Here is an 18,954-nt window from a genome sequence, read left to right as displayed (position 1 = left end):
ATAAAAAATTTATGATTATTTAAAAAGCAATATGCTTGTAACTTAAGCATATTGCTTTAATTTATTTTCTAGGTCTAAAAACAAAATAAATTCCTAATACAAAGAAAGTTAAAATTCCACCAACACCTAAAGGGATAACTAGAAAATTATATCAATTGTTATTTAAACCCTCAATAATAAAACATAGTACTAATCCTGTTATTAACCCTAAAATAAATACAACTGGAACTAAAATTTTAATTATTTTTTGAAACATTTATAAATTCTTCTTTAAATCTTTTAAGTAGTCTTTTTCTTGCGGCCTTTACTTTAAAATCATAATTTGAACTAGGTAATGACCTAGCGCCAAGTTTAGTGACAACATAACCTGCAACTAAATTAGCATCAAAAATAATGTTAATTAAATTTTCATCAATAACAATTTCTTTTAAGTTAGCATTTTTATCTTCAAATCATTTATCAATAAAAGTACCAAAAAAAGCATCACCAGCACCAGTTGAATCAACTTGCCTTACTTTTTTAGATTCCACAATAAAATATCTTTTATCTTTGTAAACTAATGTTCCATGTGAACCTAAGGTTATAAGAAAAAGTTTATTTGGGTAATTCTCTAATACTTTAAAACTTTGTTCTAAAGATTTAGTGTTGGTTATTAAAAATAATTCTTCTTCAGATAATTTAATAAAATCTGCATAGTTAAGGAATTCTTTAGCTTTTACTAAAAAAACTTCTAAATTATCTTGATAAAGTGCCTTACGATAATTAGGATCAAAGAAAATTTTCTTATTTTCTTTTTTGGCTTTTTTTACCAATTGTAGATAAGAATTATAAAGTTTACCACGTAAAAAGGCAGTTGCTGAAGTTAAAACTAAAGCATCAAAGTTAAGATTTTTAACTAGCTGATAGTCTAATTCAGCATCGGCAGCCCTTAAAAATTTAAAGCTTCTTTCTCCAGTTTGGTCTAAAGTAACAATGGCTTTTGTGGTAGGTTTATCTTTGCTTAGAAATAAATAATCCTTAGTTAATTTTGCTTTATCAAAAGAATTTAAAATTGCAAAATTAACATCATTTCCAATTGTACCAGTAAAAATTGTATTTTGATCTTGAAATTGAATTACAGCAGCAACATTTAATGCAGCTCCACCTACTTGCACTTCAATTTTTTGATTTGCAAAATGATATTCATCATAAAGAGCTTCACCAGGAGCTAAAATCTTTGCTCTTTACCCTCAGTTAATATTTAAATTTTCGATTTTTCTAGTATAACCATAAAATTCGCTGTTTAAAGTTAAATTAACTGTTCCAGTTATAAAGTATTTAGTAGTTAAAACGTATTCACCATCATTTAAATATATTTCTAGTAATGATGCATCTTGAATAATGGTTAATGATTTAATTTCTTTTATTGCTCTTGTTATAATATTTGGATAATTTGGTGCAAAGCTAAAGGACATATTAGTGCGATCAATTGTTAAAATACCTTCATTATAACTAAATTTAAGATTATCACGTTTTGAATTATTAAATTCAAAAGATCATTTCTTGATTTTTGGGTTTAAATAAATGAGGTTTTGTCTTTGAGTTAGCTTTGTTACTTTAGTACTAATAGCTTCAAAATTACCAAAAAGTTGTTCAAATTCTTTTATATATTTTGAATATAATTTATTATCTTTAATTCAATAGTTTCTTGGTAAAGTTAATGAATGAGCATAGTTTTTTTCAAAAGTAGCCACTGAGTCAGTATCAGGTGTTCCAGCTCAAGCAATTGAAGTAAGTTTTTTATCATTAGAATTATTCAAAATTTGCGGCGCATAAAAATCAAAACCAAGGTCTAATAAATCTCATGATTCAACATTAAAACTCAAATTGTCTCAATCCATTAAACCTAAGAGATAAATAGACATATCTCTATTTTGATTATCTTTATAATAAAAATAAGAACCTTGTGTTGAAATAAAAATCACATCTTTGTCGTCATTTCTAGCAAAGCTAGGACACTCGAGCATGAATGCTTCTTCTAATTCCTTAGGTGCGTTAATAAACTTAATTTCTCCAGCTCAAGTAAAATCTGAGTCAGGATTAACAGAACTATAAACAACAATTTTTCCTTTCAAAGCTAAGTTTTGAGCACCATGTAATAAATAATAAGTGTGTTTGTTTTTAACTATAAAAGGGTCACGAAAATGTCTTGTATATTTAGTTTTATCTACTTCAAATAATAATTTCTTACTTGCTTCAGTAACTTTTCAATCATCATTAAATTTAGCAAACATTGTATTTGAAATATTTTCAAGTGCTTTATATAAATTACCTGTTTTAACATTCCCTGTGTAATATAAATAAAGGTTGTTACCCTCTGAAAAAGCTGATCCTGAATAAATACCACTTGCATCATATTTATTTGAAGGTCTTAATCCTAATCCTTCAAATTTAAAATCTAGAAAGTTTTTGGTGGTAAAATATCCTTGGTGTTTATTAGCATGAATAGGATTAAAGGGGTTTCATTGGTAAAAAATATAGTAAGTATTATTATGATAAACAAAGTTATTTGGATCATTTAAAAGTCCAGAGTAAGAAGAAAGGTGAAGTTTATTAAAATAAACATCACCTTTTGCTTGTTTGAATTTAGCACTTAATTCGGGTAAAATCTCGTCACTATAAACATATGTTTTACCTAAATTTTCTTGCTTAATTTGGTCTAATTTTCTTTGCTTATCATTAAAATTACTTGGTTTAAGAACTTTCATTATCTTTAATAAAAGTTTCTAATGTTTTTTTACCAAATATTTTTGAAAAGACAAATGTTAATGAAGCTGCTGTAATTGAAGACAATACAGAAGCAATTGCAATATTAGCTAGAGGAGAGATTGCTCTGTGGAAGAACATTTTTGACCCTCATGGAACTGCTTTTTCATATTCAGTATAGAAGATTAATAATTTTTCACTTCTTACTGGTGAGAATTGAATAAATCCTAGTCATGAAGCTGAACCTAATGAGCTAGCTACAGCTTGTGACATACCTACTCAATATCCTCCAACACCTGCACCAATTGAAGCTGCAAGCATTGGGAAAAATAATGGAATGTTAGTACCAAACATTGCTGGTTCGGTAATTCCTAAATTAGCAGCAATTCCTGATGATAATGATGAAGAAGCTAGTTTAGGTGATTTTTTGTATAAAATACCAAACATAGTTAGAGCTGCAGCTCCCTGAGCAATATTTGAAACTGTCGCAATTGAGGTAATTCATGTAAACCCTTGTGAAGTAATTAATTGAGCTTCAATTGCAGTAAATCCTTGGTGAAGTCCAGTAACAACTATAAATGGATAAGCCATACGAATTAATAGTCCTCCTAATCCAAAACCAGGGAAGTTAGTGTAAGTAAAGATAGCATTAGCTGCGTATCCTATACCAATTCCGATGTATCTTCCAATTGGTCCAATGAATCAAAAACCAAAGAAAACACTAATTAGAACTGTAAAAAGTGGAATTACTACAATAGCTAAAGCTTCTGGAGTGTACTTTTTAAGTAATTTCTCAACATAGTAAGCTAATGCTATAATAAGTAAAACTGGGAAAATTTGTGCTTGGTAACCAATGAATTTTCATTGGAAGAATTCTGGGGCATTAGGGAAAAGTGCAAAAGCATTTTCTACAGCTTCTTTGTTTGATGAACTTCATCCATTAACAAGAGCTGGAGAAATCATTGTGAGTCCAATTGCTAATCCTAAAAATGGATTACCTCCAAATTTTTTCATAGCTGTATAACCTACTAAAGCAGGCAAGCCATCCAAAATTGCACCACCGATTAAGTCAAAAAAGTTCTTAGCTGCTGTTGCAGAAGCAGACGATGATACTGTTGAAATAAATGATGAAAGTGCTAAAGAAATACCACCTGCAATAAAGACTGGAATTAAAGGTACAAAAATTTCTGAAAATGATCTAACAAGTCATCTTAATAATAAGAATAAGTTGCTTTTAAATGATAATTCTTTATTTCAAAGAATTTGTTTTTGGGTTGCTTGCTTGTATTTGTGGTTGATCTGATAAATAGTTTCTTAAATTATCTACTACTTTATTTACAGTTTCTGGACCATAAATAACTTGTAATTGATCACCTTCTCTAGAAGCACCTTTAGCAAGAGCAACTTTAGATAGTTTTTTCATATCAATTTTTGAATCATCATGAACATAAACTCTAGGTCTTGTAGCACAGTTAAAATATTCTTTAATATTTTCTTTGCCACCTAAGGCATCAATAACTTCTTTTGAAACATTATTTCAATCAAATTTTTTCATATTATTCCTTTCATTTTAGTTAGACAAGATGCAAAAACATGTCTTATTATATAAATGAAAATAATCTTTGTTTAAACATTTTAAATTTTACGCTATTATTTAATAATATTAAATAAAAATAACATAAGCTTTAGATTTAATAGAATTTGATTATCTAAAATTAATTAATATAAAAAAAATTTTCAAGGAAGTTTGAATTTACTAAACTTAATTGAAAGATTTTTGTTTTGTAAAAATTAATTCCAGTGTATAGCCTATGATATCTCCGTTAATAACGCCAAATTCTTTATCATAAAGCAAAGTAAGTTTATCTACAACAATAAAATATGTTGTACTTGAAACAAAAGATCTATTAGATATAGCTAGTATGAATTTATATTTAATGGTTATTTTATATCAATAACTTGGAGATTATCAATTCAAGATTCAAATACTTTAACTGCTACATTTAAAGTTGTTCAAAAAGAATAAAGGTGATTTATAATAAAAATTATTTTTTTGTTAAAATCTACGTTTTTTAAAGTAATTTTACTATTATTATATTTTTTGGAAATTATTAAATGATTTATAAGTTTAAATATATTATTATTTAATCCATTGGAGTGGTAATTAAATTTATTTTCAAAAATCCTTTATATTAAAAACAAAAAACTCCCGTTGGGAGTTATGCTATTTCAAAACTGAATAGTAAACTTTAATTTATTAAAATGTCTTGAATACATTTAACTTTTAAACCTATCAATTTATTAGTAATGGTCAGCTGAATGTATTACTACACTTACACTTCCATCCTATCAACCTCGTAGTCTACAAGGAATTTCAAGGGAATACTTATCTTTGAGGAGGCTTCCCACTTAGATGCTTTCAGCGGTTATCCCTTCCGTACTTAGCTACCCAGCTATGCTCCTGGCGGAACAACTGGAACACCAGCGGTACGTCCACTCCGGTCCTCTCGTACTAAGAGCAGCTCTCATCAATATTCCAACGCCCACATCAGATAGGGACCGAACTGTCTCACGACGTTCTGAACCCAGCTCGCGTACCGCTTTAATTGGCGAACAGCCAAACCCTTGGAACCGACTCCAGCTCCAGGATGCGATGAGCCGACATCGAGGTGCCAAACCTTGCCGTCGATGTGATCTCTTGGGCAAGATAAGCCTGTTATCCCCAGGGTAACTTTTATCCGTTGAGCGACTGCCGTTCCATGACGTACAGCCGGATCACTAAGTCCTGCTTTCGCACCTGCTCGACTTGTAGGTCTCGCAGTCAAGCACACTTCTACCTTTGCGCTCTACATACGGTTTCTGACCGTATTGAGTGTACCTTTGAACGCCTCCGTTACCTTTTAGGAGGCGACCGCCCCAGTCAAACTACCCACCACGCACTGTCTCCCCGCCGGATAACGGCGGCAGGTTAGAAACTCAACATACCAAGGGTGGTATTTCAAGGTTGACTCCTTCAAGGCTAGCGCCTTGATCTCACTGTCTCCCACCTATCCTACACATGTTAGGCCAAGTTCCAATACGAAGTTGTAGTAAAGCTCCATGGGGTCTTTTCGTCTTGATGCGGGTACCCAGCGTTTTCACTGGGACCATAATTTCACCGAGTCCAATGTTGAGACAGTTGAGAGATCATTGCGCCTTTCGTGCAGGTCAGTATTTAGCCGACAAGGAATTTCGCTACCTTAGGACCGTTATAGTTACGGCCGCCGTTCACCCGGGCTTCATTTCAACGCTTCGCTAAAGCTAACGCATCCACTTAACCTTCGGGCACTGGGCAGGCTTCACCCCCTATACATCACCTTGCGGTTTAGCAGAGAGCTGTGTTTTTGATAAACAGTTGCCCCTCACAATTTACTGTGGCCAACTTGTTACAGTTGGCACCCCTTTTCGCGAACTTACGGGGTTAATTTGCAGAGTTCCTTAACATTGGTTTTCTCGCTCGCCTTAGAATACTCATCTTGGGAACGTGTGTCCGTTCTCGGTACAGGTACCCTGTTATTTAAACATTTAGAAGCTTTTCTTGGAAGTATGAAATCACACAATTCAGTCCTAAGACCTATGCATCATAGCTCCCGGTATTAGAATACGCATTTAACTATATTCACCAGTTACTATTTACCCCTAAATCCATTAATAGGTAGTGTTATCCTTCTCCGTTACTCCATCACTATAACAAGGTAGTACAGGAATATTAACCTGTTGTCCATCAGATACGCTTTTCAGCCTCTCCTTAGGTCCTGACTAACCCTGGGTGGACGAACCTTCCCCAGGAAACCTTTCCCAATAGGCGTCGTAGATTCTCACTACGAATCGTTACTCATACCGGCATTCTCACTTCTTAACGCTCCACCAGTCCTCACGGTCTGACTTCTCCGCATTAAGAACGCTCCTCTAACGTACTTTTGTACCCGTGGCTTCGGTATTATGTTTTACTCCCGTTACATTATTGGCGCAAGATCTCTTGACTAGTGAGCTATTACGCACTCTTTAAAGGGTGGCTGCTTCTAAGCCAACCTCCTAGTTGTTTATGAAATCTCACAACCTTTCTGACTTAACATAATTTTGGGACCTTAGCCGACGATCTGGGTTGTTGCCCTCGCGAGCCGGGACGTTAGCACCCCGGTTCCGACTGCATGATAATACACAATGGTATTCGGAGTTTGATTATAGTCAGTACCGCTAGGCGCGGCCATTCCATATTCAGTGCTCTACCACCAAAGTTTAACATCACACGCTAGCCCTAAAGCTATTTCGAGGAGAACCAGCTATCTCCAAGTTCGATTGGAATTTCTCCGCTATTCACAAGTCATCCGGGCACTTTTCAGCGTACTACGGTTCGGCCCTCCACTTGGTATTACCCAAGCTTCAGCCTGCTCATGAATAGATCACCTGGTTTCGGGTATATATCAACATACTAAACGCCCTATTAAGACTCGATTTCTCTACGGCTCCGCTTTTTTCTGCTTAACCTCGCATGTTAACATAACTCGCCGGTCCATACTGCAAGATGTACACCATCAGCCATTAACGGCCTCTGACTAATTGTAAGTAAGTGGTTTCAGATTCTATTTCACTCCCCTCCCGGGGTTCTTTTCACCTTTCCCTCACGGTACTAGTTCACTATCGGTGTCTGATTAGTATTTAGCCTTACCAGATGGTCCTGGCGGATTCAGACAGGGTTTCACGTGCCCCGCCCTACTCAGGATACTATCAAAAGTTTTTGTTATTTCGCATACGGGAGTCTCACCCTCTATGCTATAGTTTCCCAACTATTTCTGCTATAACAAAAATTTGTGACTTTATGTAGATAGTCCTACAACCCCACCCGAAGGTGGTTTGGGCTCTTCCAAGTTCGCTCGCCGCTACTAATGGAATCATTATTTATTTTCTTTTCCTGTTGCTACTAAGATGTTTCAGTTCACAACGTGTCTCGCATTCAAGACTATTTTATTCATCTTGAAGCAGTTAGACATTACTCTAACTAGGTTTCCCCATTCGGAAATCCCCGTATCGTAGCTCATATCCAGCTCCACGAGGCTTATCGCAGGTAATCACGTCCTTCATCGACTTCCAGACCCAAGGCATCCACCACTCACTCTTACTTATTTAAAAGTTCAATATTTACCTATTGTTGTTGATGTATTCAAAGACATTTTAATAAATTATTTATAAAATAATTACTCGGTAATCACAAAACAAATTTACTAATTTATTTTATTGATGTCGTTGTTATATTAATTTATCTTTACTATTCAGTTTTCAAAGAACATTGAGAGAAGTTCTCTCAAAACTAGATATACTTGTTGGGTTATCTCAACCATGACATTAAATAAGAAATGATAACCTTATGTAATAATTGGTAATTGTTACTAAAGCAAATTGTAACTTAATGTACTCCGTAGAAAGGAGGTAATCCATCCCCACGTTCTCGTAGGGATACCTTGTTACGACTTCACCCCAGTCACCGGCCCTGCCTTAGGCAGTTGTCTCCGTAGTTAACAAAACCGACTTCGGGCATTACCAGCTCCCATGGTGTGACGGGCGGTGTGTACAAGACCCGAGAACGTATTCACCGTAGCGTAGCTGATCTACGATTACTAGCGATTCCGACTTCATGTAGTCGAGTTGCAGACTACAATCCGAACTGAGAATAGTTTTTTGAGATTTGCTTGATGTCACCATGTTGCTTCTCTTTGTACTATCCATTGTAGCACGTGTGTTGCCCCACTCGTAAGAGGCATGATGATTTGACGTCGTCCCCACCTTCCTCCCAATTACTCGGGCAGTCTCCCTAAAAAATTAACTAAGGACAAGGGTTGCGCTCGTTGCAGGACTTAACCGAACATCTCACGACACGAGCTGACGACAACCATGCACCATCTGTCATTCTGTTAACCTCTGCTATATCTCTATAGCTTTGCAGAAGATGTCAAGAGTGGGTAAGGTTCTACGCGTATCTTCAAATTAAACCACATGCTCCACCGCTTGTGCGGATCCCCGTCAATTCCTTTAAGTTTCACTCTTGCGAGCATACTACTCAGGCGGATGATTTAATGCGTTAGCTGCGCCGATAGACCTCTCTATCAGCTAATCATCATCGTTTACAGCGTGGACTACCAGGGTATCTAATCCTGTTTGCTCCCCACGCTTTCGTCTCTCAGTGTCAATATGTGCCCAGTTAGCTGCCTTCGCCAAATTGGTGTTCTTCCTAATATCTACGCATTTCACCGCTTCACTAGGAATTCCGCTAACCTCTACACAATTCTAGCATGCCAGTATCCAACGCAATTTGGGGTTGAGCCCCAAGTTTTCACGCCAGACTTAACATACAACCTACAGACGCTTTACGCCCAATAATTCCGGATAACGCTTGCAACCTATGTATTACCGCGGCTGCTGGCACATAGTTAGCCGTTGCTTTCTGACAAGGTACCGTCAAGGCACTAGCATTTCCTCTAATGCTTTTTCTTCCCTTATAACAGCAGTTTACAACCCGAAGGCCGTCATCCTGCACGCTGTGTCGCTCCATCAGACTTTCGTCCATTGTGGAAAATTCCCTACTGCTGCCTCCCGTAGGAGTCTGGGCCGTATCTCAGTCCCAGTGTGGCGGATCAGTCTCTCAACCCCGCTAAACATCATTGCCTTGGTAAGCCATTACCTTACCAACTAGCTAATGTTCCGCACCCCAATCTCTTAGTGAAGCTTTAAGGCTTCTTTTATATATAAGTCATGCGACTTATATAAGTATCCGGTATTAGCGATAATTTCTCACCGTTATCCCAATCTAAGAGGTATGTTAAGTACGTGTTACTCACCCATTCGCCGCTAAGTTCTAAAGAACTTCGCTCGACATGCATGTATTAGGCACACAGCCAGCGTTCATCCTGAGCCAGGATCAAACTCTCGAAAAAATTGACTGTCATGTTTTGTGTATATCTAGTTTTCAAAGAACTTCATGCTGCTTTTTAAAAAGCGCAAGAATATTATAATACAAAAAAAATTAAAAACCAAAATATTTTTTAATTTTTTTGCTTAACACCTTTTTACTTGATTTGCTGTAAATTATAACTATTTTAATCTACAAATAATTTATTGCAATTCTTCAAGTAAATTGAATAAATCTGGTTTTATTATATTATATATATTAAGGCCAAAATTAGATTCAAGATTTATAATTTTTAAATTTTTTTTGTTTATTTTTTTATTTAATAAAACTATTATTCCAATTAAGTTGGTTGCTTGATTATTTGCTAATTTATTTTTATAAGAGTTAAGATAAATTTGCATTTTACCTATATCTGTTTTGTTGATTCTGGTAAATTTAAAATTAATTAAAAGATATGAATTTAAAACCTCATGAAATAAAACTAAATCTAAATAAAAATTTAAACCAGCAACGACAATTGGTTTTTTTGTCTCAACTAAGTTATAGCCTTTATTTAAATTTTGTAAATAATTTACAGTTTTATTAGCTAAATCTATTTTACTTTGTTTTAATTTAGTCATTAATCACCCCTTTTCCAAATCTATTAAAAAGTTAAAAAATATTTTAAGAGAGTAAGAAAAAGGAACAAATTAAAATAAATAAATTAAAAGCAGCAAGAATACTGCTTTTTAAATCAATATTAATATAACTATTATATTTATTATTAGTTATATTAATTAATAAAAAGATTGGGGCGGTTGACGGGATTCGAACCCGCGCATGACGGGACCACAACCCGCTGTGTTAACCACTTCACCACAACCGCCATACTGCTATAAAATTATAGCACACTAAAAAATATTACAAAATTATTTTGGTGCCCAAGACAGGAGTTGAACCTGCACGGATTGCTCCACTAGATCCTTAGTCTAGCGTGTCTGCCAATTTCACCACTCGGGCATGCAAGTATTATAACATAATTTTAAATAATTAATAAAAAATATCCTAACTTTTTTAGCCGGATATTTTGTTAAAAATTATTTTCCTAAAGTTAAAAGTTGTAGAAAACTTTCTGGTTCAAGTGATGCTCCACCAACTAAAAAACCATTGATATCTTTTTGAGCAGCAAGTTCAATAATATTTTGTGGTGAAACGCTTCCTCCATATTGCACAACTAAGTCATTAGATGTAATTTGGTGAATAAACTCACAAACCTCTTGGGCAATTGCGGCAGTTGCAACCTTACCAGTTCCAATTGCTCATACCGGTTCATAAGCAACTACAATTTTTGAAAGATCTAAATCATTTACTGATCCTTCAACTTGTTTTCTAACAACTTCTTTAGTTAAGCCTTGTTCATATTCTTCTAAAGTTTCACCAACACAAATCACAGGTGTTAAACCTTGTGCTAAGGCTAATTTAGCTTTTGCATAAACAGTTTTATTACATTCATTATGGTAAGTTCGACGTTCTGAATGACCTAAAATAACATATTTAACATTTAAATCAAGAAGCATGTTAGCCGATACTTCTCCAGTATAAGCTCCTTTTTCATGTTTAGACACATCTTGAGCCGCTAAATTTAGAGCTGTAACTTTATTTTGTTTAAATGCACTTAAATTAACAAATGGTGAAGCAATAGCAAAAGTAACATTATTTGCAACAAAATCTTTCTTTTGTTTATATAAGGTTTCAAACTTGTTAAGAAAATCAAGGGTTTGTGAATAAGTTTTATTCATTTTTCAATTACCAATAATTAGTAATTTGTTCATTAAATCCTCCTTCTAAATATCTAAGTGATCTTATTTTATCAAAATTGTTATTATTTTGTTTTTTTTATTCAAAATATTATTTGGATAATATGATAAAAAATCGTGGCATGTTTTTAGAAAAAATTATTAACCAAACAATTAATTATTATTGGGAAAATAATTATGCTTTTATTAATAAAAAAAATTTAGATATTTCTTTGAAAAAAATCGCAAGCAAAGATAAAAGAATTATCGTAGATCAAGGGATAATTAGTAAAAAATCTACAGTTGATTATATCGGCATGTACCAAGGAAGATTTGTGTGTTTTGAAGCAAAAAGTTGTAATGAAGATCGTTTTGATTTAAATAATTTAAAACCACATCAATTAAATTATTTAAAACTTATTAAATTACATGGTGGATTAGCTTTTGTGATCTTATTTTTCAGTAACCATGATTTATTTTTAAAAGTTGATATTGAATATTTATGTGAATTATTAGAGCAAAAACAAAAGAGTATTAAAATGCAAGAAATAAAAAGAAACTCTAAAATATTAAATTTAGAGTTTCCTGGCATTTTAAATATTTTCTAAATTATTTAAAATCGATTAAATCGCGTAAGTATTTAGATGGTTTATATTTAACCACTCTTTTACGTGGTACAATTTGTTCTTCTTTTGTAAATCTATTAGTAATTGTACGTTGCGGTTTTACTACAGTTGAAAAAATTCCAAAATCAGCTAATCTAACTGAATCTTCAGCTAATAATTGTTCTTTAAGAACAAAAAGCATTTCATCAAGAAGAGCATCAACTTGCTTTGGTGTTAAATTTAACGATTCTTCAACTCTTTCTGCAACTAGTGCAACAAATTCTTTTTTTGTCATCTTGTCTCCTAAATAATTTATTTATATCTATGAATTATTATAATCTAATTTTGTAAAAACATAATTAGAAAATTAGCTTACGTATACTATTATACACAATATTTAATTTAATAAAATTATTCAACTTCAGAATTTACTGTTTGTTGCGGAGCATTAGTTAGAAATGTTTTCTTGGTTTCATTTAAAGTAATATCTTGATTATTATATTTTAATGAGGTTATAGTAATAGTTTGATCTTTTGGTAAATCATAAATATAAGCGCTTAAAATATTATTAGATAATTTAAATGTGATGTCTTCATAGCTAAATGTTTTTAAATCAAATCTTATTTCTAATTTGCTAGCATTAAAACTAATAATATTTGTATTTAGTGTTAAAGTTAAATTACCACTAACAGTTGACTTATCAGAATCATCTGCAACAAACTCGACTTTTTCTAAATTAAGATTATTTTGTATTGGTGCATTACTTGAGTTATTATTTGAATTATTTCCTTGGTCATGATTTTGACCTTGGCCAGCACCATCATGATGTTCATGCTCATCAGAATTATTAGAAGTTACATCTTCTTTAGCTATACCTTGAGCATAAATATTTTCAGGTTTAACTCCAGCTTTAAAAGTAATTGATTCAGATGGTAAATTAATAGTTGTACCATTATATTCTAACTTTAAAATACTATAATCAAAATTTTTAACTAAATCATAAAGTTCAAAAATTACTTTATTATCTTTGTATTTTGTGTGCCATAAATTAGCATTAAAAATCCCATCATAGTCTTCATCAACTTTATCTTTCGGGTAACTAATATGTAATTTTAAAGCTTGTTTTTCTGCTTCACTAGGTGCATTGTTAAAAGTAACTACAATACCTAGTGAAGTATGATCAGTATCATTAAAATCAAAAGTTACAGAATTTACTTTAAAACTTCCAGCATTACTTAAACTAGGGTTTGAGTCTTTTGTTTGGTTAGTTTCTTTTGACTTATTTGATCCAGAATCATCATTTATAGGTTTTTTTTGTACTTGATTATTATCATTAGAATTTTTGTTTTGTTTTAACTTATTTATTTTAGTAACTAATTGATCTAATAAAGTTTTTTGATCAACTAAATTACCTTTAATATTTTGTTCAAAATTATTATATGCCTCTAGTGCGGCATTAACTTTAGTTTCATCTTCTAAAGCAACAGAATCTTGAGTTTTCGCTAAAATTTCAGCATGAGCTTGCTTATAATTATTAACAGCAGTTAAGGTTGAATCTGGATTACTTGGAGTTGGAGTTGGAGTGTTATTGCCAACATTATTACGATAATCAATTCTTTCTCCAAAATTAGGGTTATTAGGGTCTTGTTGCTTGGAACAAGAAGTTATAATCATTAAAGGGATTATTCCTATAATAATAGGAGCGATAATTTTTTTATAAATTTTTTTCATATGTGTCTCTTTCTATTGTTGTACTATATTACTGTGCAGTAATATTATATAAGTTTTTTCCTGTTTGCAAAATAATTAAACTAATTAGTTAGATTATACAAGCAAAAAAAATATATATAATATAATTAATAAAATGATTAACAAAAATCTTGCAAATTACTTACGGCCTCAAAGTTTAAGCGAAATTATTGGCCAAGATCATCTAAAAGAATTGTTAAATAAAATTGCAAATCAAAAAATAAGAGTTAGCTTATTATTTTTTGGTGAAAGTGGCATTGGCAAAACTTCAACTGCTTTTGCTTTAGCTAATCAAATGCAACTTAACTATGGATATTTCAATGCTTCAGTTGGTTCGAAAAACGAATTAATTGAATTGTTGCAAAAGAATGAAATTTTAATTATTGATGAAATTCACCGTTTAAATAAAGATAAACAAGAAATCTTATTATCTTATTTAGAATTTGACAAAATAATTATTTATGCCACAACAACAGAAAATCCATATTTTAAGGTTGTTCCTGCAATTAGAAGCAGAGTGCAAATCTTACAATTTTATAAACTATCAATTGAGCAAATTGTTTTAGGGCTTAGGAAAATTGTTGATGAATACTTTCCTGATCTAAATATTTCAGATCAAAAATTGTCATTACTTGCTAATTATTCTTCAGGAGATTATCGTTCTAGTATTAATAACTTGCAAATGCTTGGACATCTAAAAAATGACCTAAGCGAAATAACTGAAAAAGATTTAAAAACAATTATCCCAAATATTAATTTTTATAGTGATCAAAATTCTTGAGAACATTATAATAATTTATCAGCTTTTCATAAGTCAGTGCGTGGCAGTGATGTTAATGCTGCTTTATATTATGGTTTTTTAATTTTATCTAGTGGTGATTATGATGGTTTATTTCGCAGAATGCTTGCTTTAGCTTATGAAGATATAGGATTAGCTAACTTAGCAATTGGTCCAAGGGTTTTAGCAGCAATACAAACTTTTGAACGTCTTGGAATGCCTGAGGGAGAATTGCCTATTGCTTTAGCAATATGTGACTTAGCATTTTCTCCTAAGAGTAATTCAACATATTTAGCTAAAGAAAAAGTTAAAAATATTATTTTAGGGCAAGGTAAAATTTATCACATTCCAGCACACTTGCGCGATGCACATTATTCATCAGCTAATAAACTAGGTGATGGAATAGGTTATAAATATCCACATGATTTTGATAATAATTGAGTCCCACAAATGTATTTACCTAAAGAATTACGCAATGAAATATTTTATATCCCTGGAGCAAACAAGTATGAGCAAGACGTTAAAAAATATTGGGAAATTTTGAAAACCAAATGAAAGGAAACAAATAAATAATATGCTTAATTTAGATCTAATTAATAATATTGAAGATTTAAAAAAACTCAAAGCTAATTTATATAATAATGAGAGTGAGATTTTTAAATTGCAACAACAAATCAAAACAGCATCAATTGAGCAAAAAAAAGAACTTGGTAAACAAATTAATATTTTAAAAAAGCAATATGAAGATTTTTTTGGCAAAGCTGAGCAAAAAATTAAATTATTAGAAATTAACCAAAAAATTAATTCAGAATATGTTGATATTAATATACCTAATTTAAAACCAGGTTCATTAAATCCTATTACAATAATTGAAGAAAGACTAAAAGATTGATTTATCCAACATGGTTATTACCAGCAATTTGACACTGAAATTGTTTCTGATTTATATAACTTTGAAAAACTTAATATACCAAATGATCATCCAGCACGCGGAATGCATGATTCATTATATATTAATGCAACAACATTATTAAGAACACATAACACGGGAATAAGTGCCAAAGTTTTAGAAGAAAATAAAAATAAAGAATTAGGAACTTTTTCAATTGGAAAAGTATACCGCAATGATGAAGATGATGCAACGCATTCACACCAATTTACCCAGCTAGATTTTGTTGCAGTTGGTAAATTAAGTTTTCCAAACTTAATTTGAACCTTAAAATCTTTATTATCTTATGTTTTAGAACAAGAAATAAATCTTAGATTAAGACCAAGTTATTTTCCTTTTACTGAACCAAGTGTTGAAGTAGATATTTACTATAACAACCGCTGAATCGAAATATTAGGAGCAGGGATGCTTCATCCTAAGGTTTTGGAACTAGCAGGTTATACAAACGATTTTAACGGATTTGCCGCTGGTCTTGGAATTGAACGAATCACTATGATTAAATATGGCTTTAATGATATTAGAGATTTATACAAAAATGATTTAAGAATTATGGAGCAATTCAACCATGAAAGATAGTTTTTTAAAAATTTTACAAACAGAAGGAAGAAACCCATATTTTGAAATTATCTTAAATCATTTAGCCCAAGGTAATAAAGAAAATAAATTAATTTTCCCGCACCAAACAGAAATGTTTCGTGCCTTTGAATTTTTTCAAGTTCACGAAACAAAATTAATTATTTTAGGTCAAGATCCCTATAGTGAATTTGGGGTTGCTGATGGTTTAGCTTTTTCAACACATAATTTAAAAACTCCACCTTCTTTAAATAACATTTTTAAAGAAATAAAGAAAGATTATCCAAATGCAAGTTTTAAAGCTAATTCCTTAGTTCCATGAGCTAAACAAAATATTTTATTATTAAATGCTTCTTTAACAGTATTAGAAAATAAACCTAATTCACATAAAAATATCGGTTGGCAAAATTTTGCAGCTGCTGTAATACACGAAGTAGTAAGAATTAATAAAAATGTGATTATTCTTGCTTTAGGTAATTATGCTCATAAAGTTGTTGATAATGCCTTATATTTAGTAAATTTTGATTCTAAAAATTTATTTAAATTATCACATCCTTCACCCTTAGGATACCCCATAGTTTTAAAGATTCACATGTCTTTAAAAAAATTAATGATCGTTTAGAGCAATTAAATTTAGAGCAAATTAACTGAAATTTATAGGAGGAATATGATTTTATCATTAAAACATTTAAATAATTATTTACCAAAGTTAAATTTAGAACCTAAACAATTAGAAATTGCACTTAATGAATTAGGTTTTGAAGTTGAAAGTATTAAGCCATTTAGTAATGTTTCAGGCGTTATATTTGCTAAAGTTCTTAGTGTAACTTTAAACCCTAATTCAGATCGTTTAGATGTTGTTGAATTAGAAACAAAAAATGGCAAAATAACTATTCAAACTACAAATCGGATTTTAAAGCAAGGCGACTTAGTAATTTGCTTTCCAGTAGGAGCTTCAAAAGATGGTATAACCTTTAAAGAAGTAAAACTTAAAGGAATTCCATCGCAAGGAATGATGGCATCATGATCTGAAATAGGGTATAAATACAATTTATTAACTGAAACAGATGAATTATTAGTTTTACCAGGTGACTTTGCTTCGATTAATGATGATGCAATGGAATTATTAGGATTAAACGATTATCTTATTGAAATTACAACCACAGCTAATCGAAATGATGCTAATTCATATTATTTTTTAGCTAAAGAATTAGCAGCATATTTTCAAACAAGTTTTAAGCCAAGTTTTGAAAAAAATCTAAAAGCTTCTTTTACTTCAAACTTTAAAGTAAACAAAAACCGAGCTAACGAATTATCATTTTTAGAAGTTCATGGGAAAAAAGAAACTTCTTTAGCTGAAAAAATGCTATTAGCAAAGCATGATATTTCGAGTTTATATGATTGGTCAGTCAATTTAACTAACCTTACTTTATTAGAAATAGGGGCAAGTGCTCATGTTTATGATGCAACTACTTTAACAAAGAATTTAAGTTGCGAAGTTTATTCAGGTCAACTTGAAATTTTAGGTAATAAAGAAGTAAATTTAAAAAATGTATTAACAATTAAAGATGATAATGGTCCAATTTCACTTGCTTCAGTAATTGGTTTGGAAAAAACTAAAGCAACATTTAACACTAAGCAATATTTATTTGAAGTAGGGATCTTTGATTCTAAATATGTGCGCCATGGTTCAAAAGAAATTAAATTAACAACTAATGCTTCAAACCAAGCCTCAAGAATTATCTCTCAATATATCGCATCTTTAGCAATGCAATATATTCAAGCTAAAACTAGTGATTTACAAGTTTCACAAATTATTAATCCAATTAATTTACCAAATAAAAAATCAATTGAATTTGATGAGCAAAAACTAACTATTTATGCAGGCACAAATAATTTAAGTATTTTTGAAAAAGCTAAAAATCAATTAACATCTTTAGATTTTGAATTTAAAGATAATAAAGTTCTAGTTCCAAACTATCGTTATGATATTAACTATTTTGAAGATATTATCGAAGAAATCTTTAGATTTTATTCATACCAAAATTTTGAACCAAAACAAATCAAAATAACACCATTAAAAACTCAAAGTAACAAAAAAAACAAACAATATTGATTACATAATGGTTATAATGAGACAAGGACCTTTAGTTTAGTCTCAAAAGACAAAAACTTTTTAAATCCGTTAGGGTGAAAAGAAAATATCGATTTAATGACTTTTGTTTCAAAAGAACGAGAATCAATTCGTAAGTCAATTATTACTTCATTACAAGAAGTAATAATTTATAATAAAAAACGTAAATTAGAGCAAATTAACATTTTTGAACATGGAATGGTTGTATCAGAAAAATTTGTTTATGGGCTAGCTTCCACTACTAAATCATTTCATGAATTAAAACAAGATATTATTAACTTTTTGAACCTTGAATTAAATTTTGAAAAGTTTGATAATGATCCATATATTCATCCTAATGTTTCAGCTAAAATTTACTTTAAAAATCAATACATAGGTTGAATTGGTAAAATTCATCCTATGTATGATGATACTAGTGCTTATTATGCTGAATTCTTTCTTCCTGATAATTTTCCTAAGGCAACTTTATTTAATAATATTAACTTTGAGCCAATGAAAACTATTGATTTAACTTTTGAATTGCAAAATAACCAATCAATTCAAGATTATTTAGAAAAAATCTATAAAGTTTGCAAACCATATGAAATTAAAGTTATTGATGATTATCAAAAAGTTTCATCACATAATTTAACTATTAGGATAACCGATTATGAATCAGTTATAAACCAAATTAATCAAATATTTAACCAAGGAGGTAATTAAT

General features: G+C 31.3%; 13 protein-coding genes, 2 tRNA genes and 2 rRNA genes. 5 read left to right on the top strand and 12 right to left on the bottom strand.

All coding sequences use genetic code 4. The features are described 5' to 3' along the window. Positions 1-236 precede the first annotated feature (236 nt). The 10 genes from EXC44_RS03480 to tpiA all read right to left on the bottom strand — a co-directional run bounded on the left by EXC44_RS03480 (position 237) and on the right by tpiA (position 11,499). Complete coding sequence (locus tag EXC44_RS03480; protein ID WP_223213766.1) at positions 237-1,211, bottom strand: PfkB family carbohydrate kinase; 975 nt, start codon at positions 1,209-1,211, stop codon at positions 237-239. Between the two features lie 12 nt (positions 1,212-1,223). Beyond that, positions 1,224-2,747, bottom strand: coding sequence for a glycoside hydrolase family 32 protein (locus EXC44_RS03475; protein ID WP_129621843.1), 1,524 nt, complete (start codon positions 2,745-2,747; stop codon positions 1,224-1,226). Then, positions 2,734-3,930 carry a PTS transporter subunit EIIC gene (locus tag EXC44_RS03470; RefSeq protein ID WP_223213765.1) on the bottom strand — a complete coding sequence of 399 codons (1,197 nt, stop codon included), beginning with the start codon at positions 3,928-3,930 and terminating at the stop codon, positions 2,734-2,736. Before EXC44_RS03470 ends, EXC44_RS03475 begins: the two co-directional genes overlap by 14 nt. A 64-nt stretch (positions 3,931-3,994) precedes the next feature. Continuing rightward, entirely contained in the window at positions 3,995-4,300 is a 306-nt protein-coding gene (locus EXC44_RS04070) for a glucose PTS transporter subunit EIIB (protein ID WP_129621841.1), read from the bottom strand. A gap of 725 nt (positions 4,301-5,025) precedes the next feature. Then, a 23S ribosomal RNA gene (locus tag EXC44_RS03460) occupies positions 5,026-7,914 on the bottom strand. A gap of 290 nt (positions 7,915-8,204) precedes the next feature. After that, positions 8,205-9,713, bottom strand: a 16S ribosomal RNA gene (locus EXC44_RS03455). The 16S and 23S rRNA genes sit together here, the layout of an rRNA operon. 178 nt (positions 9,714-9,891) lie before the next feature. After that, positions 9,892-10,308, bottom strand: coding sequence for a PDDEXK nuclease domain-containing protein (locus EXC44_RS03450; protein WP_129621840.1), 417 nt, complete (start codon positions 10,306-10,308; stop codon positions 9,892-9,894). Between the two features lie 169 nt (positions 10,309-10,477). Next, a tRNA-His gene (locus tag EXC44_RS03445) sits at positions 10,478-10,553 on the bottom strand. Positions 10,554-10,602: 49 nt separating this feature from the next. Next, a tRNA-Leu gene (locus EXC44_RS03440) sits at positions 10,603-10,687 on the bottom strand. A gap of 77 nt (positions 10,688-10,764) precedes the next feature. Continuing rightward, positions 10,765-11,499 (bottom strand): triose-phosphate isomerase, encoded by a 735-nt coding sequence (gene tpiA / locus EXC44_RS03435; RefSeq protein WP_129621839.1) that lies wholly within the window; start codon positions 11,497-11,499, stop codon positions 10,765-10,767. A gap of 89 nt (positions 11,500-11,588) precedes the next feature. On the opposite strand from tpiA, the gene recU reads away from it, so the two are divergent. Continuing rightward, complete coding sequence (gene recU, locus EXC44_RS03430; RefSeq protein ID WP_099309504.1) at positions 11,589-12,071, top strand: Holliday junction resolvase RecU; 483 nt, start codon at positions 11,589-11,591, stop codon at positions 12,069-12,071. Between the two features lies 1 nt (position 12,072). On the opposite strand, the gene EXC44_RS03425 is transcribed toward recU, so the two are convergent. Beyond that, complete coding sequence (locus EXC44_RS03425; protein WP_099309505.1) at positions 12,073-12,363, bottom strand: HU family DNA-binding protein; 291 nt, start codon at positions 12,361-12,363, stop codon at positions 12,073-12,075. Between the two features lie 116 nt (positions 12,364-12,479). Beyond that, positions 12,480-13,799: a hypothetical protein gene (locus EXC44_RS03420; protein WP_129621838.1), complete on the bottom strand. Its 1,320-nt coding sequence runs from the start codon at positions 13,797-13,799 to the stop codon at positions 12,480-12,482. 133 nt (positions 13,800-13,932) lie between these two features. On the opposite strand from EXC44_RS03420, the gene EXC44_RS03415 reads away from it, so the two are divergent. From EXC44_RS03415 to EXC44_RS03400, 4 genes are read left to right on the top strand one after another with little or no spacing between them, the layout of a single operon-like run. Then, positions 13,933-15,168 carry a replication-associated recombination protein A gene (locus EXC44_RS03415; protein WP_129621837.1) on the top strand — a complete coding sequence of 412 codons (1,236 nt, stop codon included), beginning with the start codon at positions 13,933-13,935 and terminating at the stop codon, positions 15,166-15,168. 1 nt (position 15,169) lies between these two features. Next, positions 15,170-16,120, top strand: coding sequence for a phenylalanine--tRNA ligase subunit alpha (pheS, locus tag EXC44_RS03410; RefSeq protein WP_129621902.1), 951 nt, complete (start codon positions 15,170-15,172; stop codon positions 16,118-16,120). Beyond that, positions 16,110-16,739: a uracil-DNA glycosylase gene (locus EXC44_RS03405; protein WP_223213755.1), complete on the top strand. Its 630-nt coding sequence runs from the start codon at positions 16,110-16,112 to the stop codon at positions 16,737-16,739. The genes pheS and EXC44_RS03405 overlap by 11 nt, the downstream gene beginning before the upstream one ends. A gap of 45 nt (positions 16,740-16,784) precedes the next feature. Then, complete coding sequence (locus EXC44_RS03400; protein ID WP_129621836.1) at positions 16,785-18,953, top strand: phenylalanine--tRNA ligase subunit beta; 2,169 nt, start codon at positions 16,785-16,787, stop codon at positions 18,951-18,953. The last annotated feature ends 1 nt before the right edge of the window (position 18,954 follow it).

The sequence above is a fragment of the Mycoplasmopsis bovirhinis genome (assembly GCF_900660515.1).
In the GTDB taxonomy this organism is placed as follows: Bacteria; Bacillota_I; Bacilli_A; order Mycoplasmatales; family Metamycoplasmataceae; genus Mycoplasmopsis; species Mycoplasmopsis bovirhinis.
Note: the sequence above shows the minus strand (reverse complement) of the source record. Positions and strands in the feature narration are given on the sequence as shown.